The organism is Metabacillus sp. 113a, assembly GCF_050107635.1.
Taxonomy (GTDB): domain Bacteria; phylum Bacillota; class Bacilli; order Bacillales; family Bacillaceae; genus Metabacillus_B.
Window position 1 is genome coordinate 1 of sequence record NZ_JBNILJ010000009.1, and the last position, 24,693, is coordinate 24,693.

Annotated in this window: 20 protein-coding genes; 1 reads left to right on the plus strand and 19 read right to left on the minus strand. The window is 46.2% G+C overall.

Annotated features, from left to right (window positions below; all coding sequences use genetic code 11):
- Nucleotides 1-328 precede the first annotated feature (328 nt).
- The 10 genes from ACQCVE_RS13230 to ACQCVE_RS13275 form a co-directional block, all read right to left on the minus strand.
- Nucleotides 329-1,540 carry a dicarboxylate/amino acid:cation symporter gene (locus ACQCVE_RS13230; protein WP_426846033.1) on the minus strand — a complete coding sequence of 404 codons (1,212 nt, stop codon included), beginning with the start codon at nucleotides 1,538-1,540 and terminating at the stop codon, nucleotides 329-331.
- Nucleotides 1,541-1,977: 437 nt separating this feature from the next.
- Complete coding sequence (locus tag ACQCVE_RS13235; RefSeq protein WP_426846035.1) at nucleotides 1,978-2,748, minus strand: enoyl-CoA hydratase; 771 nt, start codon at nucleotides 2,746-2,748, stop codon at nucleotides 1,978-1,980.
- Between the two features lie 14 nt (nucleotides 2,749-2,762).
- A complete protein-coding gene (locus ACQCVE_RS13240; RefSeq protein ID WP_426846037.1) occupies nucleotides 2,763-3,914 on the minus strand; it encodes a thiolase family protein in 1,152 nt (383 codons plus the stop codon).
- Nucleotides 3,911-4,786 (minus strand): 3-hydroxyacyl-CoA dehydrogenase family protein, encoded by an 876-nt coding sequence (locus tag ACQCVE_RS13245; RefSeq protein ID WP_426863097.1) that lies wholly within the window; start codon nucleotides 4,784-4,786, stop codon nucleotides 3,911-3,913. The genes ACQCVE_RS13240 and ACQCVE_RS13245 overlap by 4 nt, the downstream gene beginning before the upstream one ends.
- 18 nt (nucleotides 4,787-4,804) lie before the next feature.
- Nucleotides 4,805-5,953 carry an acyl-CoA dehydrogenase family protein gene (locus ACQCVE_RS13250; protein WP_426863098.1) on the minus strand — a complete coding sequence of 383 codons (1,149 nt, stop codon included), beginning with the start codon at nucleotides 5,951-5,953 and terminating at the stop codon, nucleotides 4,805-4,807.
- 19 nt (nucleotides 5,954-5,972) lie between these two features.
- A complete protein-coding gene (locus ACQCVE_RS13255; RefSeq protein ID WP_426846041.1) occupies nucleotides 5,973-7,532 on the minus strand; it encodes a fatty acid--CoA ligase in 1,560 nt (519 codons plus the stop codon).
- A 276-nt stretch (nucleotides 7,533-7,808) separates the two neighbouring features.
- A complete protein-coding gene (locus tag ACQCVE_RS13260; protein WP_426846043.1) occupies nucleotides 7,809-8,249 on the minus strand; it encodes a GNAT family N-acetyltransferase in 441 nt (146 codons plus the stop codon).
- Nucleotides 8,250-8,604: 355 nt separating this feature from the next.
- Complete coding sequence (locus ACQCVE_RS13265) at nucleotides 8,605-10,104, minus strand: coproporphyrinogen III oxidase (RefSeq protein ID WP_426846237.1); 1,500 nt, start codon at nucleotides 10,102-10,104, stop codon at nucleotides 8,605-8,607.
- Nucleotides 10,105-10,183: 79 nt separating this feature from the next.
- The gene (locus ACQCVE_RS13270; RefSeq protein ID WP_426863099.1) at nucleotides 10,184-10,768 is read right to left on the minus strand and encodes a TetR/AcrR family transcriptional regulator; all 585 of its coding nucleotides are present in this window, start codon (nucleotides 10,766-10,768) and stop codon (nucleotides 10,184-10,186) included.
- Nucleotides 10,768-11,529: an alpha/beta fold hydrolase gene (locus tag ACQCVE_RS13275; RefSeq protein ID WP_426846047.1), complete on the minus strand. Its 762-nt coding sequence runs from the start codon at nucleotides 11,527-11,529 to the stop codon at nucleotides 10,768-10,770. The genes ACQCVE_RS13270 and ACQCVE_RS13275 overlap by 1 nt, the downstream gene beginning before the upstream one ends.
- A gap of 153 nt (nucleotides 11,530-11,682) precedes the next feature.
- On the opposite strand from ACQCVE_RS13275, the gene ACQCVE_RS13280 reads away from it, so the two are divergent.
- A complete protein-coding gene (locus ACQCVE_RS13280; RefSeq protein WP_426863100.1) occupies nucleotides 11,683-12,609 on the plus strand; it encodes a S66 peptidase family protein in 927 nt (308 codons plus the stop codon).
- Nucleotides 12,610-12,726: 117 nt separating this feature from the next.
- On the opposite strand, the gene ACQCVE_RS13285 is transcribed toward ACQCVE_RS13280, so the two are convergent.
- The 9 genes from ACQCVE_RS13285 to ACQCVE_RS13325 form a co-directional block, all read right to left on the minus strand.
- Nucleotides 12,727-13,593, minus strand: coding sequence for a Cof-type HAD-IIB family hydrolase (locus ACQCVE_RS13285; protein WP_426846051.1), 867 nt, complete (start codon nucleotides 13,591-13,593; stop codon nucleotides 12,727-12,729).
- Nucleotides 13,594-13,750: 157 nt separating this feature from the next.
- Entirely contained in the window at nucleotides 13,751-15,979 is a 2,229-nt protein-coding gene (locus ACQCVE_RS13290; RefSeq protein ID WP_426863101.1) for an alpha-galactosidase, read from the minus strand.
- Between the two features lie 15 nt (nucleotides 15,980-15,994).
- Nucleotides 15,995-17,716 (minus strand): glycoside hydrolase family 35 protein, encoded by a 1,722-nt coding sequence (locus ACQCVE_RS13295; RefSeq protein ID WP_426846055.1) that lies wholly within the window; start codon nucleotides 17,714-17,716, stop codon nucleotides 15,995-15,997.
- Between the two features lie 11 nt (nucleotides 17,717-17,727).
- A complete protein-coding gene (locus tag ACQCVE_RS13300) occupies nucleotides 17,728-18,588 on the minus strand; it encodes a carbohydrate ABC transporter permease (RefSeq protein ID WP_426863102.1) in 861 nt (286 codons plus the stop codon).
- Nucleotides 18,588-19,439: a carbohydrate ABC transporter permease gene (locus ACQCVE_RS13305; RefSeq protein WP_426863103.1), complete on the minus strand. Its 852-nt coding sequence runs from the start codon at nucleotides 19,437-19,439 to the stop codon at nucleotides 18,588-18,590. The genes ACQCVE_RS13300 and ACQCVE_RS13305 overlap by 1 nt, the downstream gene beginning before the upstream one ends.
- Nucleotides 19,440-19,488: 49 nt before the next feature.
- The gene (locus tag ACQCVE_RS13310; protein ID WP_426846061.1) at nucleotides 19,489-20,754 is read right to left on the minus strand and encodes an ABC transporter substrate-binding protein; all 1,266 of its coding nucleotides are present in this window, start codon (nucleotides 20,752-20,754) and stop codon (nucleotides 19,489-19,491) included.
- 196 nt (nucleotides 20,755-20,950) lie between these two features.
- A complete protein-coding gene (locus tag ACQCVE_RS13315; RefSeq protein WP_426846063.1) occupies nucleotides 20,951-22,186 on the minus strand; it encodes an ROK family transcriptional regulator in 1,236 nt (411 codons plus the stop codon).
- 759 nt (nucleotides 22,187-22,945) lie between these two features.
- Nucleotides 22,946-24,016, minus strand: a complete 1,071-nt coding sequence (ssuD, locus tag ACQCVE_RS13320) for an FMNH2-dependent alkanesulfonate monooxygenase (protein ID WP_426863104.1) — start codon at nucleotides 24,014-24,016, stop codon at nucleotides 22,946-22,948.
- Nucleotides 24,017-24,328: 312 nt separating this feature from the next.
- A complete protein-coding gene (locus ACQCVE_RS13325; RefSeq protein ID WP_426846069.1) occupies nucleotides 24,329-24,679 on the minus strand; it encodes a YlbF family regulator in 351 nt (116 codons plus the stop codon).
- Nucleotides 24,680-24,693 lie beyond the last annotated feature (14 nt).

Sequence of the window (24,693 nt, forward strand, 5' to 3'; positions counted from 1 at the left end):
GCAATGAGATGCCCCTGTCTTGAAGGCTGTTCAAAACAGAAATGGACTGCGAACGTTTAGTCATTCAAGAATCCCACCCGTCACACCGTAAGGTAGGGCTTGCGGCTTTAGCCGTGGGAGTCTCAAAAGGTATCTTGTTCTCTCCTGGCAAACGAAAATAAACAACACAAACTTGAGTGCGGAAGAAGCGGCAAAGATGATCAAGGAAAAATTCCAATTATAGGATAGAAAAACCGCTTGGATGCCCAAGCGGTTTTTGGTGTTAAATTTACTGATAATTTATTTGTTATTTTATATAACATTTGAACTGTTATTTGAACTACTTACTCTAAAAGTTCCGGACTTTTTTTTCCCATTGGTTCAAGACTGCTGCGTTAGCTGTATTTCCGATTACATTCAAAGCGGTTCTAAATCCATCTGTAAGCCGGTCTACACCAGCAACTAGACCGATGGCAGCTAAAGGTAGATCTGCTGCGGCCAGTACAGTAGTCATCATGATGATTCCTGCACCGGGAACTCCTGCTGTACTGAACGATACGAGAAGCGCACTGACAAATACCGCCATGATGAGAGAGGGAGTTACAGGCACATCAAACAGCTGCGCAACAAACAAGGCATTAAAGCCTTGAAATACTGCCGCTCCATCCCTTTTAACTGCCGTTCCAAACGGAAGGGCGAAGCTTGCAAGGGTTTTGCTCATCCCATAGCGGTCCTGGATATTTTCCATTGCCACCGGGAGGGATGCGTTTGAGCTTGCTGTTCCAAAAGCCAGAACAAAAGCGGGCGAAAGACTTTTAAAAAACAAGGCCGGTTTGGCCCCTGCCGCAAAAAGCAAAAGGGCATACAACCCAATCATAAAAAATACCGCCATGATTAACCCGATTACATAAAGGCCTAATTTTGCTACAATATCCAGACCTTGAGTAGCAGCTACGGAGGCAAGGAGGGCAAAGACACCAACCGGTGCAGCCTTTAAAATAATCTCAAGGATTTTGCCTGTGATCTCATATAAACTTTCAGTAAAGGAAAGAAAGGGACGGCCTTTTTCCTCGCTGATCAAGTTTATGGCTGTACCTATAAGAATCGATGAAATAATGACCTGCAGCAGGTTTGCCTCTGCAAGAGCCTCAAACGGATTCATCGGGATAATGCTTACCAGCCATTCCAGTATCGACTGGCTTTCCCCGTTTTCAGGTCCACCGCCCGGCAAGCCTGTTACCCCGGCTCCCGGCTTAAGCAAAAACGCAATAAGCATGCCAGCCCCCAGGGCAATAATGCTGGTTACGATATAGAGAGGGATGAGTTTCGCTGTATATCTTCTGATTTTACCTGTCCCTTTCACACTCGTCAGCCCGATAATGAGAGAGGTAAACACGACCGGCACTACTATAAATTGAATGAGTCGAATGAAAGCATTGCCGATTGGATTAAATACATATTGATCAGCCGGCTTTACAAATTCCGGGAAGAAGACATTCAGAATCAAGCCGAACGCGATTCCCGCTGCCAGGCCGATAAGAATACGGGTTGAAAGCTTCATTAAAACCAACCTTTCATATAGAATTAGTTTACATCCAAAAGAATCTTACCACGTATTCTTCAAAGAATCCCCCAATATGCATCATTTTAGCCTGAACTGCACTTGAGGAGCCTGACAGAAAGCGCATTCAGAACAAAAAGATAAGCGGCCTTCAAGCGGTCCTCCAGCACAGCATAGAATGACTGCCCTGCTCTGATACCTTTAAGCGGTAAATACAGGGGAATTGGAAGTGGAAGGAAGCTTGCTTTGTCTCCGCTTAAAAAAAAGTGCTCAAAGCAACGCTATGAGCACTTCAAGAATGTTCAGTTTTGTCTTAACGAAGCAAAGCTTTCCCTTTCTAAATGAAGACGCAAACCTGCCGCCCGTTGAGCGGCAGAGCATAGCGAGTCAGGACACAGAGTTCGAAGTAATGGCTGCAGTGTCTGTCAGGAGCTTCTTCAGTTCCCTGTAAACTGAGGCTGGCGCTTTTCGAGAAAGGAAGAAATGCCTTCCTTATGATCGCCCGTTTGCCTCATTTTATATTGGGAGGAGGTTTCAAGGCTAAGGATAGCCTCCAGATTTCCTGCGCTTCTGGAGGTAAAGATTCTCTTTGTTTCAATCATGGCAGCTACCGGCTTCTCGAGCCATTCAGAAACCTTTTCTTCAACTGCACTCCTCATATCTCCCGCGGCCATCTGATCAATCAGGCCGGCCTGCAGAGCTTCCTCGGACGACAGTCTCCTGCCCTCCCAAATCATATGCTTCGCTTTGGTTTCTCCCAGTCTTTTTTCCATAAAGAAATGGCCGCCTCCATCCGGAATTAGCCCAATGCCTATGAAATTCATAGATAAAATGGCCGTTTCATGTGCAATAATATGGTCGGAAGCTAGGGCAAGACTGAACCCTAAGCCTGCTGCTGCACCGTGGACTGCACTGATGGTAAGCTTAGGCATCGTATAGAGCTCGAGTATCATCTGCGAGATGGTATGCATAACCGATGAAAAAGCGGATTGATCCATGTCAGACAGCATGGATTTAATGTCGCCTCCTGACGAGAACCCTCTTCCTGCTCCGGATATAACCAAAATATCAGCATCACTGTCTCTTACTTCTTTGAAAGCTGCCAGCAATTCGGACAGCATCTCTCCGTCCATTGCGTTTAATACATCAGGTCTGTTTAATTCAATTCTGGCAGTACGTCCCTCATAGGCAATCTTAACCGTGTTCATTGCTTCATCCCCTTTTACATTCTTTCAATGATCGTGGCGACAGCCATTCCGTGGCCGATGCAAATCGTCACCAAGCCAAGGCGGCCGTTTCTCCGCTCCAGTTCGTGCAGCAGGGTCGCCATCAGCTTGACACCAGTTGCCCCCAGCGGATGACCGAGTGCAATAGCCCCGCCATTAACATTTACTTTCTCTTTATGTGCCTCCAATTCCTTCATCCAAGCTAAAACGACCGGTGCAAATGCTTCATTAATTTCAACTAAGTCGATATCATCAAGTGTCATTCCCGCTTTTTGGAGTACCTTTTTAGTAGCTGGGATCACGCCATCGAGCATGAGAATCGGATCTGATCCGACCACCGCATTTGCGAGGATTCTGGCACGGGGCTTGAACCCGAGATCCAGCGCCTTTGATTTTTCCATTAGAAGGATCGCTGCTGCACCATCACTCATTTGGCTCGCATTTCCAGCTGTAATACGCCCATTGTCTTTAAAGACGGGCTTCAGGGCGGATAATGCCTCAAGCGAAGTATCTGCACGGGGCCCTTCATCCTGTGTGACCGTGATGTTTTTTCCTTCCTTATCGATTCCCGGAACAGGAGCTATTTCCTGATCAAACCGACCGGATTTTTGTGCATCAAGCGCTTTTTGGTGGCTTCGCAAAGAGTAACGGTCCAGCTCCTCTCTCGTAAGACCGTATTTTTCAGCAATCAGCTCCGCAGACACTCCTTGATGAACGAACTCGTATTTTTCCTTTAAAGACCTCGGGATGGTTTGTTCATTCCCGTCGCTTAAGATGGGAACCTTGGACATGCTCTCTACCCCTGCCGCTACTGTTATGTCCATGTCCCCGGATGTAATCTCCTGGCAGGCAAATTGGATCGCCTGAAGCCCTGAGCCGCACATCCTGTTGAGCTGGACAGAGGGAACCGCTACCGGAAACCCTGCATCAAGCGAAGCAAGACGTCCGATATTCAGCCCCTGCTCCCCAATCGGGCTTACACATCCCATAACTATATCCTCAATAAAAGCGGGGTTTAAATTGGAACGGGCTGTTAACTCCTTTAACATTCCCGATGCGAGGTGCACAGGGTGCGTGTTCCGGTAAACCCCATTCCTTCTTCCTGCAGGGGTTCGTACCGCCTCTATAATGACTGCTTCTCTGTTCATCGCTTACTCGTCTCCCTTTGCTCCTTATAATTGTAGAAGCCTTTTCCGGATTTCCGCCCAAAATGACCCGCTTCGACCAGCTTCCTTAATATCTGAGGGGGCAAAAACCGTTCGCCGTAAGCTGCAGCCAGTCCCTCACTGACAAACAGCATCGTATCAAGTCCTACTAAATCTGCCAGTTCAAGCGGTCCCATCGGATAGTTCAGCCCAAGCCGGATTGCTTTATCGATATCCTCCGGACCGGCCACATGTTCTTCATGCATTCTTATGCACTCCAGCATATGTGCAGTAAGCGCTCTTGTCGTGACAAATCCCTGCCTGTCCTTAACCAGAACCGTCTCCTTGCCAATTTCCCGGGAAACGTTCTGTACAGCTTCAATGGTTTCAGCGTTTGTTTCTTCACCCTGCACAATCTCAATCAGCCTCATGACCGGGGCAGGATTAAACCAGTGCATTCCCAGTACTTTCTCCGGGCGGCTTGTGGCGGACGCAATGGCTGTTACACTTAATTCTGACGTATTTGTTGCTAATATCGCCTCTGGAGGAGCGAGTCGGTCAAGCTCTTCAAAGACCAGCTCCTTCAACGTCATGGATTCCGGAACGGCTTCAATAACCAGTTCCGCATCCTTAACAGCAGAGCAGACATCATGAACAGGCCGGATGTTCTCCATTGCTGCAATCACTTCGTGCTCCTCCATTGTTCCTGCTTTGACCAACCGTTTTAAGCTCTTTTCAATCGATGCCTCCGCCTTCTTTAACGCTTCTTTTGAAGAGTCATAGAGAGCAGCCTGCTTGCCCCCCATAGCCAGAGACTGAGCAATTCCACTTCCCATCAGCCCGGCTCCGATGACAGCTGTATTCTTTAATCCCATCTGTCTTCCCCCTAAGTTTTACAATCCCATCCGTTTAGCGATAATGGACTTCATAATTTCGTTTGTTCCGGCGTAGATCGCCATCACCGGGATATCCCGGTATCGTCTGGCCACTTCATACTCTTCCATGTAGCCATATCCTCCATGTAGCTGCATCCCTTCTCCTGCGACCCGTTTAGCCATATCTGTAAGCCACCATTTAGCCATAGAAACCTTTTGAACGGCATCCTTCCCCTCCATATGGTCCTGAATGGCTTCGCTTAAAAAGGAACGCCCGATTTGCACCTCAGTGGCCATTTCAGCAAGACGGAACTGGATGGTCTGAAGCTTGCTGATCGGATTTCCAAACGCCTCCCTTTCCTTTACATAGGAGGTCGTAAGCTCTAAAATTCTCTCAGCAGATGCCTGTGCGCAAATCCCTGCCAGAAGACGCTCCTGCTGCAGCATTTTCATCAAATAGTAAAAGCCCTTTCCTTCTTCTCCCAGAAGGTTTTCTGCGGGCACCATCGCGTCCTCAAAAAATAATTCTGCCGTATCCTGTGCGTGCAGACCAACCTTGTCCAGCTTTTTGCCTTTATGAAAACCAACCGTATCTTTCTCTACAACGAGCAGGCTGATTCCTTTATGCGCCGGGACAGCGTTCGGATTTGTTTTGCAAACCACTAAGACGATGTCCGCATGGATGCCGTTTGTAATAAATGTTTTCTGCCCGTTTAGCCTGTAGCAGCTTCCCTCCCGCACGGCAGAGGTTTGGATCCCGGCAAGGTCAGACCCCGCTCCGGGCTCGGTCATCGCAATCGCCGCAATAATATCTCCGCTCACACAGCCCGGAAGCCAGCGCTGCTTTTGCCCACGGGTTCCATACTCATTAATATAGGGAACCGTAATATCGCTATGCAGACCGAATCCTATGAGGCTTGAACCAATCTTCTCCATCTCTTCATTTGCAATGGCCGTGTATCCGAAATCTGCATTCAATCCTCCGAATTCTTCATCCACCCAGGGGCACAAAAACCCCTCTCTTCCGGCCTTTATCCAGAAGGACCTTGGAATCATCCTTTCTTTCTCCCACTGGTCATAATAGGGAGCGGCTTCCTTTTGCAGAAATTTCTTCAGCGATTTTCTGAATATCGCATGCTCCTCTTTTATAAATGCAGGTGCTGTCATTCCTATTCCATCCTCTCTGCTAAGCTTTCGTCTGACCGGCCAGCTGCTCCCTCAGCAGGAATTTCTGAATTTTCCCGCTCGCATTCCTCGGAAGCTCATGAGTGAAAATATACTTGCGGGGACGTTTATACGCGGCAATCCTGTCACTGTTTTTGCAGAAATTCTCCAGGTCTTCCTCCGTCAAAGCCGCGTTCTTCCTAACGATATACGCAACAACTGTTTCTCCCCATTTTTCATGCGGTTCGCCCAGAACGGCTGCATCAAGCACCCCTTCGTGTTCATGGAGCGCATCCTCTACCTCACGGGGGTATACATTTTCACCGCCGCTGATGATCATATCGTCGACCCGGTCTGCAACGTATAAATATCCATCTCTATCCAGATAGCCGAGGTCGCCTGAATGATACCAGCCTTTATAAAGCGCCTTTTCACTCGCTTCCGGCCGTTGATGGTAACCGGCCATCACAGAGGGACCTTTTACTAAGATTTCTCCAACCTGATAGGGCTCAAGACGGTCTTCCGGTTCAGATGGGCCATCTTCCTTTGGGGTTACGATAATCAGTTCATGTCCAAAACAAACTCTTCCTGCTGAACCTGCCTTGGCCAGCTGTTCATCCTCTGCAAGGAAAGTCACGGCAGGTCCCATTTCTGTCATTCCATACGCTTGAACGAGATCGATTCCGGCTGTCTCCTTCAGCGCTTTTACAAGAACAGGCGCCATGGGAGCCGCCCCATACAGACCGACCCTCATGCTGGTGAAGTCCGCTGAATTCAGCTCTTCCTGAAGAAGCATATTCCACATGGTTGGCGCTCCGAACATGATGGTAATCTGTTCCTTTTTGATGACTTCCAAAACTTTTACTGGGTCAAAATGATGAATGATCACGTTTTTTGCACCGATCAGGACTCTCGGGAGAAAACAGCAATGGAGCTCAGCACAATGGAACATGGGAGCCGCCGTAAGTCCGCAGTCGTTCGGTGACAGCCTCAATGCCATCGCACATACCATAGCCTGATCAATCATATCCCGGTGCCGATGCAGGACTCCCTTCGGCCTGCCGGTTGTACCGCTTGTATACATAATGGCGTATAAATCATTCTCGGACACTTCTGTCTTGATTTCTGAAAAAGGAGCTTTTTTAAGCTCATCATAAAAATAGGCAGCATATTCCGGCGGTCTGGAATCGATGGACCAGAATAGCGTAAAGGGGAACTGTTCCTGAAGACTATCAATCTCTGGAGCGAGAGCGCTTTCGAACAAAACGAGTTTAGGAGTGCAGTCTGTCAGAATATAGGCAATTTCCTGCTGCTTCAGCCTGAAATTAATCGGGTTCAAAACCGCCCCGAGTTTGGCACAGGCGAAAAATACCGTTGCCAGTTCAGCACAATTAAAAAGGCAAGTCGATACCCGATCCCCTTTTTTCACTCCGGCATTAGCCATTGCGTTTGCACATTGGTTAACCTCTTTTTGCCACTCGGTAAACGTTCGCCTGATGCCGCGTGAAACATCTGCCAGCGCCTCTTTATCCCTTCCTTTTTCAACCGCCAGGTCAAAAAGCTTCCCGATTGATGAATACATCCTATCCCCTCCGATAATTTGAAATCGCTTTCATTTTTGTGCGCAATCAAAACAGCTCTCTTTATACTTTTCTATCACCATACAATATTCCTCCTTTTTTGGAGGGCAAAATAAGAGGGAAGCCAATGGGATCGTAAAGCTCGTGAAGGAGCAGTCCAGACGGGGCACCCTTCCCGCTGGAGTACCGCCTTTTGGCTTCAAGCATTAACTTAGCAAGGGAGACACTGGAATGCGTCTTCCTTGCTGGATTGATGTTTCCTTTAAGACAGCCCTGTCTCAAATCAAATGCTTCATCATCAAAACTTGGAGCCCTTTATTCCGATCATTGTAAGTATAGCCTGCTTCTTTAAAGCCGAGGTGCTCATAATAGGGCTTGTTTGAAGCTTTTGTTGTGCACCACAGCCCGCTGATTCCTAATTGTGCCAGCAGGTTTTCCCCGAAAAGAATAAGCGTCTGTCCCCTCAATTCGTTTCTGTGGTCAGGATCAATTGCGAGACCCCTCAGACGGTACATTCCATCCCCTTTAATTTTAGTATGCTGTTCCTGGTAGAAGGAAGCCGCTCCTACGAGCTGATCCTGTGCATATGCCCCTATATGAATGGTCTCATGATTCTCATCACCATCGTATTTACACTCCTCCAGTGGTGTCACAGGCAAAATAACCCGCTGCCGAAGCGCTGCTGCGTCTGCAGAATGAATCTGTTTAATTTCAAACATAATCTATGCCCCCTGTCCCTTTTAGTAAAAACCGAAAGGAAGTATTAGTTTAAAAGACGTTAGGCAGGTTGTAAAGTTACAGATTGATATTCAAAGTCTTCTAAAGTCTGCCTATCGAGAAAAAAGGCTCTTCCCTTTTACGTTTGGTTTATTGCCCCTGATTTCCGCTTCTCGCTGCCTGAGCGGCTTGCGGCGGAAGGTGCCTGACGTCAGCGGGACAGGTGAGACCCCGCATGGGAAGAGGCTCGCCGGCCCGCCCATCCGGCTTTTTTTCCACAAAGAAACCCCCGGTCACATCGGGGGTAATCCACTCCTATATTTTTTTGGAATAGGACTATTTAGACAGCCCCTGCCTTTATACCTTCACAGCAAATAATTCTTTCATGATTCTGATTTTCTCTTCTGTATAGTGTTTAAATCCCTCGTTATACGATTTGGGATCCTTCGGGTTGCTGAAATGTGAGATCTTCCCGGTTTCAGGATGGCGGAATTTGCTGGCAGCGCCGCACCCCAGACCTAAAATGGTTTGCTGTTCTTCCATAATCATGATGTTGTACAGCGAATCCTGGCCCTCAAGTGCATAGCCAACGTTTTCCAGATTGCCGAGAATGTTTTTTTGCCGGTACAGGTAGTATGGTTCGTACCCGTTTTTCTTCGTCCACTCAACAGCCAGAGTCATCATATCACTTGTTTCTTCACGGCTTGCGACTTTATAGCGTTTTTTATTTTGTGTCATTTCAGAAGCACGCTTGAATGAGAGGGTATGGACGGTAAGGGATTCAGGCATGAGCTTTTCCGTTTCCGATAAGGAATGGCTCATTTCTTCCACCCCTTCATTCGGGAGCCCGATAATAAGATCCATGTTAATATTGTTCATTCCATGTTTTCTTGCCAGATGGAATTTATCAATCGTTTCCTCCACCGTATGATGGCGCCCAATTGCCTTTAAGGTCTCTTGTGTATAGGACTGTGGATTGATGCTGATCCGGTCGATGCTGTATTTTTTCAGAACGTCGAGCTTATCTGGTGTAATGGTGTCTGGACGGCCTGCTTCTACTGTGATTTCACGGATGTTCTGTATGCCGGGAAATGCGTCCGTCATCCTTTCATACAGGCTGTCCATTTCTTCTGCTGTGATGCTTGTCGGAGTTCCTCCGCCATAGTATACAGTTGTGATTTTAATGCCGCTTTCCTTTAGATATTTACCGATTTCCTCCATTTCATAATGCAGACCGCCAAGAAAGGAATCCACTCTCCCCTGCTTTCCATTCATGGCAAAAGCCGGAAACGTGCAGTAAGCACATTTGGTCGGACAAAAAGGAATGCCAATGTAGATGCTGATTTCTCTGCTTAGGTCATGGAGGTCCGGAATTACTTTCAGCTGTCTGTCTACAATCGTTTGCATCAATTGGATCTTTTGCTCTGTAATCAAATATTCGTCACGCAGCTTTTGATGGGCTGCTTCCTGTCCAATCCCATCCTTCAGCATTTTATGAAGAAGCTTAACCGGTCTCATACCCGTCAGAATTCCCCACTGCTGAATCATCCCCGTTTGTTCCTGCAAAAGCATCAGATAAACGTGGGAGAGTGTATTTTTCACCTGTCTAAATCGGTCTTTTTCAGTTGCATAGCCTGTGAGGTCTTTTTCCCGGACCGCTTCATGACTGTTGGATCCGGATGCTAATACACCTGAAATACAAATCCTGTTTCCGTCCTCTTTTATAGTAAATGAAGCCGATATTTCAGCCTCTTCTTTATCAAAGAGTAATTCGGTTTCTTCAAAGAATAAATTTGAGATCAGCGTAAGGGGCCGCTGGAAGCGTTCATCTGTTATTCCATTTATTTGAATGCGCAACATGATCACCTTTTTACATTATTAGTTCTGTTAAAAAACTGCTCTTAGTTTACATGAAGGCCGTTTGGAAAACAATCCGCTAGTCACAGAATTCCTCTATGACCTGTGCCTTCATTTCTTCGATTGGAAAATGGTCTGGATAGCTGCTGTTCATCAGCATGATGCCATGCAGGGTTGAAGAGAACAAAAGCGACCGTTTCCTTGGTTCGGGTACGCCGAGCTTTTCGAATATCGTACACTGGAATTCAAACTGCTTTTCAAATTCCTCTCTAAGGCGTGCTGCATATTTGGCAAGGATTATATCATGCTGGGGCTGCGTTTGGATATTCAGAAAAAAGCGGTAAAGCTCTGGCTGACGGAATACGTTTTCAAGTGTTTCTTCGGCAATATAGCAAATCCGGTCCAGAGGCAGCTCTTTTTCCTCTGCCCCTTCTGTAACCGCGCGCATATTTTCAATCCGCATCTGCACCATGGCAGCCAGCAGACCTTCTTTTCCTTTGAAATAATGATAAAGAAGGCCTTTGGAAACCTGCGCCATCTTTGTTACCTCTTCTATCGAAGTAGAGTGATATCCCTTTTTCATAAACAGACTCATTGCAGCTGCTAAAATTTTTTCGCTCGTTTCTTTTCTGATTTTCTTAAAAGCTTCAGGGGTTCGAGGCATTATTGGCTGGCTTCCTCCTTCATAAAAGCTAAGATGTAATCCGCTATTTCCTCAGGATGGGTAAGGGTTGACATTTGATCAGCACGCGGGATAATAACAAATTCGATGGATGGCACTTGTTCATACCATTCTCTTATTTGATACATATCTTCAAATTCCTTTGTGCCCTGGATAAATAAAGTGGACGCCTGCATTTCCTTCAGCCGCTGAATGGCAGGAGGCTCGGGCCAGATTACTTCATAACTTTTCCATTCAGTCGTTGCTTTTTTTAAATAATGTTCCATCATTTCTTCAAAAAAGGCAAGTTGTTCAGAAGCGCTGATTACCTTATGGTGGGGTCCGTCTATTATAAACTTGGTCATTTCTGAAATGTTTTTCGCATCATTTACTTTCTGCACCCAGGTATTGTACTTATAGGTATACTCATAGCCGGTTAAAGAGGGAGAGATTAAAATCAATTTCTCAATGCGGGAAGGGTCGGTCAGGGCAAAATCGGCTGCAACTTGTCCTCCCCTGGAGTGTCCGACAATTGTGGCTTTTTCAATATGATAATTGTCCAGAAGCATCTTCAGATCTTTGACAGGGTCCATCGGCTCCAACGGAGAAGGAGACTTGCCTGCTCCGCGTACATCGTATGCAATGACTTGGCACGTCTCTAACAGAAAGGGGATGATAAAACCCCACTCACGTAAATCCTGTCCGGGTCCATGAATCAATACAACGGGGCGGCCGCTGCCTTTCACTTCGGCATGCAAATCCATATAAGCCCTCCTAAATTATCTGACACGTTCATGCTACCTTATGATTGAACACTTGGTCAATGAAAAACAGGCTGTTTTTACAACCTTTCCTTCTTTTTAATATTAAAATCACATATAATCTGATAGCCTATTTTGAATTCCGGAGGGATGGCAATGGCAATAAAGCCGCCGATCTTGCAGCGGGGGGATACGATTGGCATCGTGACACTCGGCACACCGCTCAGTGCGGAAACAATCAACCAGGGGATTGCCATTTTGAAGAATCTGGGTTTTAAGGTGGTGCTTGGAGATTATGTGTATGCTTCTGAAGGTTATTTAGCAGGAACAGATGAGCAGCGTGCCGCCGATTTAATGAAGATGTTCTCAAATTCTGCTGTTAAAATGATTCTCCCTTCAAGAGGCGGAGTGGGTGTGGCTGGTATTCTCCCTTACCTTGACTATTCCGTTATCCGCCAAAACCCTAAGATTTTAAGCGGCTACAGTGACATTACCGTTCTTCAAAATGTGCTGCTGCAGTATGCTGATTTAATTACCTTCCAAAGCCTTCTGCTGCTGGATTTCGCACCGGAAACTCCAGCCTATAATTTTCAGCAGTTTTTTGCAGCGGTTGCGACCCTTCAGTCTCCAAGGCAAATCGTCAACCCGCCCGGGATTCCTCAAATAAGCAGAATCCCAGGCAATGTATCAGGAGAAACGGCAGGCGGTAATCTGACTTCTTTTACCGATACAATCGGAACCATCTATGAAGTGGATACAACAGGAAAAATTCTTATCCTCGAGGAAATCGAGGAACCGGTAAACAAAGTCTACCGGTATGTTAACCATTTAAAGCTCGCGGGTAAATTTGAGGACTGTGCAGGGATTGTGCTTGGAGAATGTACGAAATGCGAAGAGGCTTATGGCAAAACGTTCGAGGATTTAATCCGCGACTTTTTTATTCCATTAGGAAAGCCTCTTATGACCAACGTGACGACCGCTCACGGGTATTACAAAGCCGCCATTCCCATTGGAGCAAGAGCGAATTTAAATACAGAAAACAACACTTTTACAATTCTTGAGCCTTCCGTCAGGCCTCTTTAAATCGAGCAGCCCCACCGCGTTGAGTAATGTTAAGCTATACTATTTCAGCCAGCAGCCCATGGGGGAATTTATGTTTTTCCTGTACAAAAAAAGCCGACCTGTCAGGTCAGCCATTCGTTACCGGTTCAGCTTGATTTTTTCAACAAAACCGAGGCGGTACTGTTTTCTAAAATGCTCTTTAATCATATAAGCAACTCCGGATTCTTCATTTGACCGCGTTATCCAGTCAGCTGCCTTTTTCACTTCAAACGGCGCCTGGCCCATAGCCACGCCCAGCCCGGCATTGGCGATCAGTTCGCGGTCATCTGCGCTATCTCCGATGGCTACCACTTCACTCATGGAAATTTCGAGATTCCGGCAAAGCAAGCTTAAGCCGGATGCTTTGGACACGCCTTTTGCCGTTAGGTCAAACCTCAGTGGATTGCGGTCCGTAATGGTTATCTCGCTGAACGTTTCATTCAAAAAGAGTATGGCAGCCTCCTTCTCGCGCTTGTTTTGAAAGAGGACCTCCATTTTAGGTGCATCGATCGGTTCATCCCTTAAAGCATCTCCAAGCGACTCTACATATTGATTCGGATAAAATAATGGTTCAGATGACTGGATGACCGTACTTCCGGTCATATGCGGTGTTACCTTTACCCTGTTCCCTATGCTGTACCGTTCGTGAATAATCCGGATATGACACTCATAATTTTCAAGAATCTGCACAAGATTGAAGGTCAGCTTTTCTCCAAGCCGCCTTTCAAAAAGCGGCTCATCTATTTTTTCTGCGATGAAAGCGCCGCTGTGGGTAACAAGGGCGGATTCGATTTTTAAGGCTCTGGCAAGCTTTCTTGCAGACTGGAAATGGCGATTGGTGACAAGGGTCACATAAACGCCTTTATTCTGGACGAAATCAATGGCTTCTTTTGTTGCCTGATGAAGGCGGCCGTTTGAACGGAGCAGTGTTCCGTCTATGTTTAATGCAAGCATGCGGTAAACCACGCAGGCTCCCCCTCTCTGGATGTTTGAAGCTTTCCCTTATCAGCGTATTCAGGGAACGAGGGGGCTAGAACAAGGCGGCTTGTTTCAAACAGATTTTTCTCTGCAGCTGCCTATTTCACACTGATCCGTCCGAGAAGCTTAAATGCGTTCTCTATGCTTATAGAAGTCTTTTCAGGTAGAAAATCTCTGACTGAAAGTCTCCTCCTCTTTTGGCCCAGGGTCCGTTAACGCCATTGAATTCCGGAGAAAGATTCACCCCTCTCCTCATCAGTTCATCTCCGTGATGTGTCTTGGTTTGTCCATTGATTGTGTAACAAGCATTTGGATCCAGTCCGGCAAGTTTAATGATTTGCCCGTTTTTCGGATTTGGAGCTGCAAGCATTTTATACCACCCTGCCAGCGCCTCTGACCGGTCCTTTGAAACAACCATCCAGAGCAGTTCATTAGAGGTGAACGGGCTGCGCAGTCTGTAGAAATCTCCATCCCGGATCAGCGTTCTGTATTTCTTATAATTCAGGATTTGGATCTTTACTTCTTCTTTTTCTTCAGAGGTCATTTGATTTGGATCCAGTTCATATCCGAAAGTCCCGAAATATGCAACATCCCCGCGTGTTTTAAGAGACGTGTTTCTTAAGGTCTGGTGATTTGGAATAGCAGATACGTGGGATCCCATGCTGTAAACCGGATATACAAAAGAGGATCCGTATTGAATTTTCATTCGCTCAGCTGCATCGGTATCATCGCTCGCCCAAGCCTGCGGTGCATAATACAGCATTCCCGCATCAAAGCGGCCTCCTCCTCCCGCACACGATTCAAAAAGCACGTCTGGAAATTCAGAAGTAAGCCTCTCATAGAGATCATAAACTCCAAGAATATAACGGTGGAAAAATTCTCCTTGATGTTCAAAATCCAGAGAGGCGGAAAAAGCTTCTGTAATGTTCCGGTTCATATCCCACTTAATGTAGCTGAGCTGGGCAGATTTGATAAAGGAAGACATCCGTTCATACATATGATCAACGACTTCTCTCCGGGTGTAATCGAGAACCCATTGGTTCCGCCCATATGATTTAGGCCGGTCCGGATCATGAACAACCCAGTCAGGGTGCTCTCCGAACAAAAGACTTTCCTCATTCACCATCTCCGGTTCGAACCATAGGCCGAACTTTAACCCTTCTGCACGAACGGCTTCGGATAATGCTTCCATTCCGTCCGGAAGCTTATTCTCATCGGTAAACCAGTCGCCAAGCGATGTCGTATCATCATCTCTTTTGCCAAACCAGCCATCATCCAGAACAAAAAGCTCGATTCCCAGCTCTTTTGACTGCTTGGCTATCTGGATAATTTTTTCTGCATTAAAATCAAAATAGGTTGCCTCCCAGTTATTGATCAGAACCGGGCGCTCCTTTTTTTGCCAATTTGAGGATATAAGATGATGACGGAATAGGTCATGAACACTCTGTGTTAACCCGTTTAAGCCTTGATCCGAATACGTCATTACCGCTTCAGGTGAATGGAAGGTTTCTCCCGGATTTAGCTGCCAATTAAATTGGAATGGGTGAATCCCCATCATCACCCGTGCTGTATCGTAATGGTCCACTTCGATTTGGGCAAGAAAATTCCCGCTGTAGATAAAATGAAAGCTGATGGCTTCCCCAAGCGTTTCCGTTGTTTCAGGCCGGCGAAGTGCCAGGAATGGATTGTGATGATGGGAGCTCGCTCCTCTGGCACTTCCAACCGATTGGATTCCGCTCTCAAGCTTACGTTCCTTTATATGACGCTCTCTCGACCATGCCCCCGAAAGCTGCATCATCATATATTCACTGTCGCTCAAATCCAATGAAAGACTCATTACCCGTTCAAGCCTGATTTTCTCATTCCCAATGTTTTCAAGGACCGTTCTTCTGGCGATAACAGGCAAGTCCTGAAACAGCGTATAGTGAAGGGTCAGCTTTAAACCAGCCGTTCTGTCAATGAGGGAAACCTCAAGGTTCTCCGCTTCCCCGGGCTTTGAATAGGTAGCCGGCAGCCCTGGTATCCGCTCTTTGCCTTCAGTCACAGTGTATCCTTCAAAATCAAACCGGTGGATGGAGCTGCCGCTTTCTCTTTTAATGGAAAGAGCCGGTTCCCTGAAATCTGTTGTTCCATAGCCCGGGTATTCCTGTTTTACCGTTTCCAGGGAAAAAGCGGGATCAGCTTTTTCAGCATGGCAGCTCGCTGCAGTGGGTATTCCTCCGTCCTGAAAATGCGAAAAATCAGCCTGGTGCTTAATGGCTTTTCCATAATACAAGTGCCCGAGCTCCCCGTTTTTCAATACATGAAAGATGTAGCTTATTTTCCCGTTTGTTAAGTGAAATTGCTTCGCTTCTGTATTAATATGAATACTCATCGACTGTTCCTCCTCTTAGCCTAGCATCGGCTGGTCCAGTAAGCTGATCATGCTGGTATCCGTACCCTCGAGCTCCAGCACAAGGATCTCGTTTTCTCCTTCTCTTAAAAGCGGTGCAGGGATATATAGCCGCTGCTGTGGACCTTGCGGCTGCCAGTAGCGGCCAAGATTGAAAGAATTCACCCATACAAATCCTTTCGTCCATCCGGTCATATCAACAAATGTGTCAGCGCGTTCCTGAACGTTTACTGTACTCTTGAAAAACTTTGGGAATCGATGATCCGATCCGGCTATCCATTCCAAGTCACCGCCCTCCAGACTGAGCGGTACCACTTCCCAGTTAAACCAGTATTGTCCGCCAATCCAAAGATTCTCAATTATCCCTTTACGGTCTTTTAAGTGCTTGCCGTAATTGACCCGGCCCATATTTTCAACCAGAATCTCAAGGGTATTCACAGGAAGATCAAATGGCAGCCTGATCATTTTTTCCTGATCATTGCGGTACACGGTTTTTACATGCTGTCCATTGATATAGATGAACGCCCTGTCCCTGATCGGGGAGATATCCAGCTCCAGATCACCTTGCTTTTCGACGTTCGTACGATATAAGATCAGGCCATAGTTTTGTCCATACACTTCCATGGAACGGGGGCCGGTCGTACTAACCGGGGTTTTACTGGCGATTGTATGAAACAGGCTCGTTTGCTCGGTAAGCAATACCTGCCCATACGTCTTTTTAACAGCAGGTGCCGGAATTTCTTCAGGAACTTCCACTATTTTCTTAAGAATTTTCTTGACCTCAAAATACTTCTTAGAAGGGTCCCCCCATTCTGTCAGCAACGCATCATAATCATAGCTTGTGATGGTCGGCGTATAAGCCTCATAATGGTTTGCCCCGTTCATAAACCCGAAGTTCGTTCCTCCATGGAACATGTAAAAATTAACCGACGCCCCTTTCGAAAGCATCTCTTCATATACAGCTGTCATATCGGCTGAATCCCGTCTATGATGCTCACCGCCCCAGTGGTCAAACCAGCCTATCCAAAATTCTGCGCACATGAGCGGAGACCCGGGCTTGAAGGATTTCAGCTTTTGAAACGCATCCTCTGCCCTTGATCCGAAATTCAAGGCAGTTACAGCATTTTGCAGGGAACCGTGCTTGATATATTCAGGACCATCAGATGTAAAAAGCAGTACATCGATGCCCGACGTTTTATACAAATCCTCTAAATAGGTTAAATAGACTTGATCATTCCCGTAAGCCCCATATTCATTTTCAATCTGCACCGCAATGACAGGCCCGCCATTAGTACTGAGGTACGGAACAAGCTTCGGCAGCAGAACTTGAAAATAGTCTGTCAGATGCTCCAGGAAAGCCGGATCTGAGCTCCGGAGCTCCATATCCTTTCCCTTCAGCAGCCATGCCGGGAGACCTCCGAACTCCCACTCCGCACATATATAAGGTGCCGGTCTTAAAATAACATGCAGCTTCAGCTTTTGAGCAGCCTTTATAAATCCTTCTATATCGGCCAGCCCCTCAAATCGAAAGTACCCTTTTTCCGGTTCGTGAACGTTCCATGGAATGTACGTCTCAACCGTATTCAAGCCAAGCATTTTCAGTTTTTCAAGACGGTCCTCCCAATACTCTGGAACGACCCTGAAATAATGAATGCTTCCGGATAGGATTACAAATGGCTTGCCGTCGAGCCAGAACCGGCCGTCTTTTTCTGTAAGCATGTGTACCCTCCTTATTTAACCGCGCTTCCAAGCATTCCCGAAATAAACTGTTTCTGCAGAACAAGGAAGAAAATAATAATCGGGATGGTTGCGATGGAAACTCCGGTCATGACTTGTCCATAATCGATATAGGAGAGACCAAGCAGACTGGAAAGAGCAACAGGGAACGTATGCATAGATGATTCGTTCAGGACAACGAGCGGCCACAGGAAATTGTTCCATTGTGTCATAAATAGAAAAATAGATGCTGCAGCAAGTGAAGGCCGCATTGCAGGCATAACTACCTTTGCGAAGATTTTGAGCTCACCTGCTCCGTCAAGGCGGGCTGCCTCAATAAGCTCAGTCGGAAAGGCCAGGAAATTTTGCCTCAGCAGAAAAATCGCAAACGGATAGCAGATCTGCGGAGCAATCACCGCAAAATAGGTGTTAAGCAAGCCCGCAGAAGACATCATCTGGAATAGCGGAATCAAAGTAGCCTGATAAGGGATCATCATTGAAAGCAAAAATGCAGTGAAAATCAGGTTTCTCCCCTTAAATTCGAACTTAGCAAGAGCATAGGCTGCTAATGAGCATACGATCAGGGCCGAGACGACATAAAGCAGCGATACAAACAATGAGTTAAACAATACTCTCGTTACATCAATGGTGGAGTTAAGGTTTTGCAAATTCTCTGCAAACTTTGTCCCAGGGAGAAATGTCGGCGGGTTTGTAAACATTTTTCCTGATTCATTTGTAGAACCAATGAACATCCAGTAAAAAGGAAAAATGGATATAATCAGAAACACGCCCAGAAGCACATACATTCCAATCTTCTGCGGAAGATTCCGGCTGTTTTTTTGATGAGCTGCAGCTGTATAGCTGGATGTTTTCATTATCGATCACCTGCCACTTTAAATTGGATGAAGGTTAAGACCGCCACAAGGACCACGACTACATAGGCAATTGCTGAAGCATAGCCGAACTGGAAATATTCAAAGCCATTTTCATAGATGTACAGCCCAAGCGTCATTGTCGCATCTGCCGGCCCCCCGTTCGTGAGGTTGAAGGGCTCATCAAACAATTGAAGCGTACCGATTGTACTTAAGGTTCCGGCGAATAAAATGACAGGCTTTAACTGTGGAATGGTAATGTAAAAGAATTGTCTTATTTTACCAGCCCCATCAAGAGATGCTGCCTCATAGATTTCTTCTGGGATGTTTTGAAGTGCTGCCAGGAAAATCACCATATTGTAGCCTGTCCATCTCCACGTCATAGCCAGAATAATGGATGCCTTTGCCCAAAAACCATCAGTAAGCCAAGGGACTGCCGCAATGCCAAGGTAGCTTAGGGCATTGTTAATTATCCCCTCTTCCTGAAGCATAATCGAAAAAAGGATCGAGTACGCAACGAGAGAGGTTACTGCGGGAAGGAAGAAGGATACCCTGAAAAACCCCTTCAGCTTCAACAGCTGGCTGTTCAGGGCACCTGCGAGGATCAGGGCGAGCAAAAGCATTACCGGCACCTGAAAAATAAAAATGATAAATGTGTTTTTAAGCGCTGTCCAAAAGATTTCATCATTGAACAGGCGGATGTAGTTGTTTAAACCATTAAACACATAAGCCCCCGCTTCAAATTTTTGAAAACTCAATATGAACGAGGCGATTACCGGATACACGGTGAAGATGATAAACAAGATCAGTGCCGGTGCCAGAAACCAATATGGAAACATACGTGAACGAATCATTAGCAATCCCGCCTTTTCGAGAAGGAGCTCATAAGCTTCTTCTATTTTTTTAAAGCATTCTGTTTTTCAAGCGTTTTTGCGCCGCCTTGAAGGCCTCCTGGATAGAAAGTTTGCCGCTCATAGCTTCTGATTGGGCTTTAACGGCTTCATCCTTCGCGTATGGGAAGGATCCGGTGTAATTGACGGAAGGAATATCGTCCATCTGATCAGCCAGAGTCTTCCAGATTGCCTGTCCCCCGAAGAAGCTGACCCCCTCAGTAAAAACAGGTTCATCATAGGTGGATGTAAGAGAAGGGAAAAGACCGCCCTTCATCGCCTCAACCTGCGTCTGTTCATCTGTAGAGAAATATTCCAGGAAATCATAAGCTGCTTCAGGATTTTTTGAGGATTTCATAATCGTATAGTTGCTGCCTCCAAGGTTTGAAGCACGGTTGCCCCCTTCTTTAAACGCCGGGAGCGGAATCACTCCCCATTTCCCTGCAGATTCTTTTCCCTGCTGTTCAATGGAACCTGCAAGCCATGCTCCGGATGGGGCTGTCGCTACATCCCCCTGCACCATGGAACCAATCCAGGCATCCCATCCTACCGTATTTTTAATAAGATCTGCTTCTTTCAGCTGTCTATGGACTTCCATTGCCCGGTAGGATTCAGGAGAAGTTAGATTTGGCTCCTCATTACTATCAAAATAAAAGGTCCCTTGCTGATTCAGCATCATTCGATACAGCCCGTCATCTCCATTTAAATCAAGGCCAATCATATCTTTTCCGGTTTTTTCTTTAATGGTTTTTCCGGCTTCCGCATAGTCCGTCCACGTCTTAATGTCTTCAGCTTCTATACCGGCATTTTCGAAAATATCCGTTCTATAGAACATTCCTGTAGGTCCGGCATCAAAAGGGAACGCATACAAATCCCCTTCCTTTGAAACCAGATCTCGTTTAAACTCTGGAAACTGGGCCGCTTTTTCTTTATCAAATCCCTGTTCAGTCAGATTCAGAAAAGCATCCGGGAAGGAATGAATGTATCCTTGAATCCGGTCATCCTCAACAAGGACTATGTCCGGGAGTCCCTGCCCCCCTGCAAGCAGGCCAGTCGTCAGCTTTTGATAAACATCTGCTGTACCCATTTCGACAATATCGAGCTCAAATTCGGGATGGTCTTTTTGGTAGCGCTTTTCCGCAGCCTCAAGGACCGGTACATTGACGTTCCATACCCACGCCGTCAGCTTATTAGGATTTTCCGCCTTGCTTCCCGAACAGCCTGCAAGCAAACCAAACAATAGGATCAGACATAGCCTTACGTTTATTTTTTTCATCATTTCCCTCCTCCTTTAATATCCCGCTGAGAAACCATTACTTAATTAAATTACAAAACTAACTTTGCAAAGGTACACCGCCCCCGGCTGCTGAACTAACAAGCATGCATCCGGAGGCGTGGCCGTATGATGCTGCGCGCCTGCGAATCCCGCCTGCTCCATCTCAAAGGAGGAACCTCACCCCTTATATCTATAAACCTTATAAAATCTCTTTCCGGTTCTCATAATGAATAGAAAACATCTCAGCCAGAATGAGTGTAACTGAGCCAATAAGGGCCGCATGATCACCAAGACCTGATTCCACAATCACTGTTTCCTTTGCATCATCATTAAGCGCCCGCTGCTTCACCACTTCTCTGATCGGATCCATAATAAAATGGCCCGCCTTTGAAATCCCTCCGCCGATAATAATTTTGGAAGGATTCATGATGTGAATCAGATTGGTGATAGCGGTTCCAAGATACCGTCCGGCATTCCTGAAAATTTCAATCGCCAGTTCATCTCCCTGTAAAGCTGCTCTGTAAAGCAGCTCTCCGCTTATCTGGTTTTCATCTCCTTTTATCAACTCAGTGATCAGCGTTTTTCTGCCAAACGAAATCTCTCTCATAGCTGCCCGCTTTAAACCATCATGTGCGGCTAACGTTTGAAGACATCCGTAATTTCCGCACGTGCATTTCGGTCCATTTAAATCTGCAGCCGTATGTCCGATTTCTCCAGCAAGCCCGTGCCGCCCCCTGAATAATTTGTTATTCATGAGTATTCCTGCACCGATGCCGTAGCCCACATTTACACAGATCAGATCCTCCGCCCCTGCCCCGTTGCCGAACCAGGATTCCCCAAGCGCCATGGCCCGGGCATCATTTTCAACTTTTACCAGAGTTTGAAATTCTTCCTCCAGCCGCTGCTTCAGGGGAATATTTTTAAGGTGAAGATTCGGTGCAAAGAGGGCCACACCTTTAGAGGCATTCACAATTCCATGCATGCCGATCCCGATGCCAATCAGTTTATCGTTAGAAATCTCTGCCTCTTTTATTAGTTTTCTAAGTTCGGAGATCATCATGCCTACTAAAGCTTCTTCCGTCATGGAGTGGTGAATGGGAACGGTGCTCTGGAGGACAATTTTCGCTTCAAGATCCGTTATCGCGAAGCGAATCTTACTTACACCTACATCTACTCCGGCAACAAAGAAAGAACGGGAATTAATTTTCAAAATAATCGGTTTTCTCCCCCCGCTCGAAGGTCCTTGCTTCCCTTCAACTACCAGCCCGGCCCGCAGCAGCTCATTGGCAATATTCGTTACTGTAGGAGGTGTCAGCTTTGTTTTCTTTGCAATTTCTGCCCTCGATATACCGCCAGTAGAACGGATAGTGTTGAGAATTAAAGATTTGTTAAGCGATTTCATTAATTGAAAGCTTCCAACGAGATGACTCGTCATCCGTTCACCCCCTGCTATTAACCTGACCAACTTCCAGAAAATTAATTATTTTAATAATGTTAGTAAGAAAGCACTTACATGTATTATGGCAAGCGTTTTCAAATTTAGCAAGAGCGGATTGAATCTTTCTCTTTGGATTTACGGATTTTCTTCGGCCTTGTACACGCAGCGGATTCAAAATTTAAGGCCCGGACACGCTTTGGCTATGCTCTCGACTGGGTGTCTGAAGCTTTTTCTATTGTATGGTATTCCGGTAAGGAAAAGCGTTCTCTTTTCAGGCTCTAAGTTTTTCCTAAAACTTCTTAGCAGGAGGGGGAATGTGTTTCTCTTTTTCAGACGGTCCAGTTTTGACAGCCTTCCTCCGGTGGATAGGTTTTTTTAGTTTTTTCGAATTGGGATCAGGTTCTACGAAAAAAATTGTGTCGAATGATATCGAAAAGTCTTTATATCTGAATTTCGGACAATATATTGAAAGTACGGACAATATCTTTATAAGTACGGACAATAAAATGAAAGTACGGACAATATCTCATTGAGTACGGACAATAAAATGAACATCCAGGCAGATACACTGTAATTCCGGCCGGTAACCTCTTTCAGTTACTCATAATACGGCCACAAAGCAAGGTGTTTTAACAAACCATCAAGTTCTTAGCCCGGACACCTCACATTTTTTTACCTAAACACTTAAATCAAAGCAAAAAAGCCGCTTAACCTTACTAAAAGCGGCTTCACAAGAGAATCTTATAAGCAGAAACCTCAATTCACAGCTAAATGAGATTTCAGCTTAGGAAAAACGAGCTCTGCAAAACGGTATGCTTCTTCAAGGTGCGGATAGCCTGACAAAATAAAGGTATCGACACCCGCTTCTTCGTATTCTCTTAACCGTTCCGTCACGATATCAGCATCCCCGACAATGGCAGTTCCTGCCCCTTCACGAGCCAGCCCGATTCCTGCCCAGAGGTTTGGTGAGATTTCAAGATCTGAACGGATTTTCGAACCGCCGTGAAGAGAGGATTGAGTGGTTTGGGCAGCAGAATCAAAAGTGCCGTGCCGTTCCGCAAACGTCCGGATTACTTCCTCATCCACATGACTGATGAGCCGCTCCGCAGCCTCCCAGGCTTCCTTTTCCGTTTCCCTGACGATCGCATGAAGGCGGATTCCGAAGGTAAGCGTTCTTCCTTCCGCAGCCGCCCTCTCCTTCATTTCTTCAATTTTTTCTTTAATTTGGGAAGGCGGCTGTCCCCATAGCAAATAGACATCTGCATGCTTTGCTCCAACCGCTTTTCCGGCCGGGGAAGAACCGCCAAAGTAAAGCGGCGGGTATGGAGTCTGAACAGGAGGCTCCGGAATGGCTGCACCCGTAACATCCAGATGCTTCCCATTGTAATTTACCCGTTTTCCTTCCATAACCTGTCTCCAAATATCTAAAAATTCATCGGTAACTTCATATCGTTCGTCATGGCTATGGTAGCTTCCGAATCCTGCTTGTTCCGCAGGGTCGCCTCCTGTTACGACATTTAATAACAGGCGCCCTCCGGAAAAACGATCAAATGTAGCAGCCATTCTTGCGGAAAGAGTCGGAGACATCAATCCGGGTCTAAGCGCAATCAGGAATTTTAATTTGTCAGTAACGGATGAAAGATAGGAAGCGGTTACCCACGAATCCTCACAGTTTGCTCCTGTAGGCAGCAGTGCCCCATCGTATCCAAGGCTGTCAAGCGCACTGGCAATCTGCTTCAAATACGCTATGCCGCTTTTCCTTTCTCCCACCTTTGTTCCTAAGTAATGGCCGTCTCCTGCAGTCGGAAAAAACCAGAATATGTTCATTTTTTACCCCTTCCTGTCTCTATAGAAATCCTTTCTCCTATCCAATTTATGTTTTTTTTGGATGGGACATGCGGAACAATCTATACATTCATTTTAAAGTTGATAATTCCGATAAGTCAAGTAAACTATCTAAAAAGACTGGAAATTCAAATTTTTTATATTTAAAGGGGATCGTTGTTGAAGTTTTCCGGCAATAAAATATGGATTTTTAACTTTTCGTTCAAAACTTTAAAAACTGGCTGCAGGGGTTCAGCGGGGACTGTGGAGTGAGGCCAAAATAAAAAACCGCCTTAAAAGGCGGTTTCATTATCCCTATTCCACCGCGCCGTATAGTTCTTCCAGCGGTTTCATGATGATTTTATTCAGTTCGGCGATGATCATGCTCATGCGCTGCTCGGCTTCCATCAGTTTGGCGATGGTCGGGTTCTGTTGAACAAGTGCAACCGACTTTTGAGCCTGATCGACTTCTTCCTGTGAGATTTCCTCCCCGGCCATTTGCTTTTGCTGAAGCTTAAGCTGGATGTCCCGGAAGTTATCGAACATATTTTTAGCAGCTTCGTCTGCGTTCACCTGATCATACAGCGCTCTCAGCTCTTGATATTCTGTGCTTTCACGCAGCGCTTTTTCGAGACCATTGGCCTCATTGTATAGGTTCGTTGACATGTGATCGCCCTCCT

Coding starts and splice junctions, on each gene's coding strand:
- ACQCVE_RS13325 (WP_426846069.1), bottom strand. CDS start 24,679: ATGTCAACGAACCTATACAATGAGGCCAATGGTCTCGAAAAAGCGCTG.
- ACQCVE_RS13305 (WP_426863103.1), bottom strand. CDS start 19,439: ATGATTCGTTCACGTATGTTTCCATATTGGTTTCTGGCACCGGCACTG.
- ssuD (WP_426863104.1), bottom strand. CDS start 24,016: ATGAACATATTCTGGTTTTTTCCGACTGCAGGAGACGGCCATTACTTA.
- ACQCVE_RS13230 (WP_426846033.1), bottom strand. CDS start 1,540: ATGAAGCTTTCAACCCGTATTCTTATCGGCCTGGCAGCGGGAATCGCG.
- ACQCVE_RS13315 (WP_426846063.1), bottom strand. CDS start 22,186: ATGACGAGTCATCTCGTTGGAAGCTTTCAATTAATGAAATCGCTTAAC.
- ACQCVE_RS13260 (WP_426846043.1), bottom strand. CDS start 8,249: ATGTTTGAAATTAAACAGATTCATTCTGCAGACGCAGCAGCGCTTCGG.
- ACQCVE_RS13245 (WP_426863097.1), bottom strand. CDS start 4,786: ATGGGATTAAAGAATACAGCTGTCATCGGAGCCGGGCTGATGGGAAGT.
- ACQCVE_RS13310 (WP_426846061.1), bottom strand. CDS start 20,754: ATGATGAAAAAAATAAACGTAAGGCTATGTCTGATCCTATTGTTTGGT.
- ACQCVE_RS13290 (WP_426863101.1), bottom strand. CDS start 15,979: ATGAGTATTCATATTAATACAGAAGCGAAGCAATTTCACTTAACAAAC.
- ACQCVE_RS13280 (WP_426863100.1), top strand. CDS start 11,683: ATGGCAATAAAGCCGCCGATCTTGCAGCGGGGGGATACGATTGGCATC.
- ACQCVE_RS13270 (WP_426863099.1), bottom strand. CDS start 10,768: ATGCCTCGAACCCCTGAAGCTTTTAAGAAAATCAGAAAAGAAACGAGC.
- ACQCVE_RS13275 (WP_426846047.1), bottom strand. CDS start 11,529: ATGGATTTGCATGCCGAAGTGAAAGGCAGCGGCCGCCCCGTTGTATTG.
- ACQCVE_RS13295 (WP_426846055.1), bottom strand. CDS start 17,716: ATGCTTACAGAAAAAGACGGCCGGTTCTGGCTCGACGGCAAGCCATTT.
- ACQCVE_RS13300 (WP_426863102.1), bottom strand. CDS start 18,588: ATGAAAACATCCAGCTATACAGCTGCAGCTCATCAAAAAAACAGCCGG.
- ACQCVE_RS13250 (WP_426863098.1), bottom strand. CDS start 5,953: ATGACAGCACCTGCATTTATAAAAGAGGAGCATGCGATATTCAGAAAA.
- ACQCVE_RS13255 (WP_426846041.1), bottom strand. CDS start 7,532: ATGTATTCATCAATCGGGAAGCTTTTTGACCTGGCGGTTGAAAAAGGA.
- ACQCVE_RS13235 (WP_426846035.1), bottom strand. CDS start 2,748: ATGAACACGGTTAAGATTGCCTATGAGGGACGTACTGCCAGAATTGAA.
- ACQCVE_RS13240 (WP_426846037.1), bottom strand. CDS start 3,914: ATGAACAGAGAAGCAGTCATTATAGAGGCGGTACGAACCCCTGCAGGA.